Here is a 2056-nt window from a genome sequence, read left to right as displayed (position 1 = left end):
CGCCCCCGTCCGCACCGGAGGCGGCCGCCCGGCGCAGCAGCCGCCGCGCGGCACCCGCCCGAACCGCCGCCCCCAGGGCACCAACGGGACGAACGGCAGGCCGGGCACCCGTCCCGGCACCAGGACCACGTCGACGGGCCGCCGCCCCGCGAACCCGAAGCTGCTGCGCCAGCGGCTCGTGGTCTTCGTGGTGGTCACGCTGCTGGTGGCGCTGGGTATCGCGGCGGCCCAGGGCTGTCAGGGACCGGCCCAGGGCCTGGGCGTGGACCTCGGGCACGCGCAGAGCCGGCACCAGGGCTAGCCGGCCGAGGCCGGGAGTCCGCCGGGCCGTGGGGTCAGGCGGTGCGGGGGCGGGTGGCGTAGAAGGCCACCGCCGAGGCCGCCGCCACGTTGAGGGAGTCGACTCCGGCGTCCATCGGGATGCGGACGTGTTCGTCGGCCGCCGCGAGGGTGGCGGGGGCGAGGCCGTCGCCTTCCGTGCCGAAGACCAGGGCGAGCTTCTCGTCGTCGCGGGCGGCGAGTTCGTCGAGGGTGATCGCGCGGTCGCTCAGGCAGAGCGCGGCGAGGGTGAAGCCGGCCGCGCGCAGGACCTGGGTGTCCTGCGGCCAGGAGGTGAGCCGGGTCCACGGCACGTGGAAGACGGCGCCCATCGAGACCTTAACGGCCCTGCGGTAGAAGGCGTCGGCGCAGCGGGGGGTGAGCAGGACCGCGTCCACGCCGAGCGCGGCGGCGTTCCGGAAGGCGGCGCCCAGGTTGGCGTGGTCGACGATGTCCTCGAACACGGCGACGCGCCGGATGGCGTCGCCGTGGGCGAGGAGGTCGGCGGGGGCCGGGAGCGGTTTGCGCTGCATGGAGGCGAGGGCGCCCCGGTGCACGTGGTAGCCGGTGACGCGCTGTGCGAGTTCCGGGCTGACCGCGTAGACGGGGGCTTCGGTGTCCTCGATGACGTCGCCCATGACGTCGAGCCACTTCGCCGACAGGAGCATGGACCGCATCGCGTACCCGGCCCCCAGGGCGCGCCGGATCACCTTCTCGCCCTCGGCGATGAAGAGGCCCTCGGCGGGTTCCTTCGTGCGCCGGAGTTCTACGTCGGTGAGGTCGGTGTAGTCGCTCAGGCGGGGGTCGTCGGGGTCCTCGACGGTGATGGGTCGTGCCACGGTTCGCTGCTGCCTCGTCAGGTGGGTGGTGCGGGGTGGTCGAGGGGCGGGGTGCCGCCGCTCACGCGGTGCCCGGTGCGGTGGGGCCGACCCCGACCACGTCGCCGATGACGATGACGGCGGGCGGGCGGACCTCTTCGGCGACCACGCGTTCGGCGACGGTCGCCAGGGTCGCGTCGACGCGGCGCTGGGCGGCGGTGGTGCCCTCCTGGACGAGGGCGACCGGGGTCTCGGGCGACCGGCCGTGGGCGACGAGGGTCCGGGCGATGGCGCCGATCTTGTCGACGGCCATCAGGAGGACGAGGGTGCCGCGCAGCCGGGCCAGCGCCGCCCAGTCGACGAGCGAGCGCTCGTCGTCGGGGGCGACGTGGCCGCTGACCACGGTGAACTCGTGGGCGACGCCCCGGTGGGTGACGGGGATGCCGGCGGCGCCGGGGACCGAGATCGAGCTGGAGATGCCGGGCACGACGGTGCACGGGATGCCCTCGGCGGCGAGCGCCTGCGCCTCCTCCATGCCCCGGCCGAAGACGAACGGGTCGCCGCCCTTGAGCCGGACGACGGCCTTGCCGGCCTTGGCGTGCTCGATCAGCGCGTTGTTGATGGCCTCCTGGGCCATGAAGCGGCCGTACGGGATCTTCGCGGCGTCGATCACCTCGACGTGCGGGGGGAGTTCGTCCAGGAGGTCGCGCGGGCCGAGCCGGTCGGCGATGACGACGTCCGCCTCGGCGAGGAGGCGGCGGCCGCGGACGGTGATGAGGTCCGGGTCGCCCGGGCCGCCGCCGACGAGGGCGACGCCGGCGGTCCGGGTGCGGTGGTGGGGGGCCGCGATGCTGCCCGTACGCAGACCCTCGACGATCGCGTCGCGGACGGCGGCGGAGTGGCGCGGGTCGCGGCCCTGC

General features: G+C 75.4%; 2 protein-coding genes and 1 pseudogene. 1 reads left to right on the top strand and 2 read right to left on the bottom strand.

Annotated features, from left to right (window positions below; translation table 11 throughout):
- Nucleotides 1–301, top strand: a pseudogene (locus MHW47_RS34915) (serine/threonine protein kinase); the annotation flags it as partial.
- 34 nt (nucleotides 302–335) lie between these two features.
- Here the strand turns inward: MHW47_RS34915 and MHW47_RS34910 are convergent.
- Both MHW47_RS34910 and cobA read right to left on the bottom strand, forming a co-directional pair.
- Nucleotides 336–1157, bottom strand: coding sequence for an RNA methyltransferase (locus tag MHW47_RS34910; RefSeq protein WP_239227839.1), 822 nt, complete (start codon nucleotides 1155–1157; stop codon nucleotides 336–338).
- A 61-nt stretch (nucleotides 1158–1218) separates the two neighbouring features.
- Nucleotides 1219–2056: uroporphyrinogen-III C-methyltransferase (gene cobA / locus MHW47_RS34905; protein WP_239227838.1), on the bottom strand; the 838-nt coding region annotated here is incomplete at its 5' end.

The sequence above is a fragment of the Streptomyces sp. OfavH-34-F genome (assembly GCF_022347745.1).
Taxonomy (GTDB): domain Bacteria; phylum Actinomycetota; class Actinomycetes; order Streptomycetales; family Streptomycetaceae; genus Streptomyces.
Note: the sequence above shows the minus strand (reverse complement) of the source record. Positions and strands in the feature narration are given on the sequence as shown.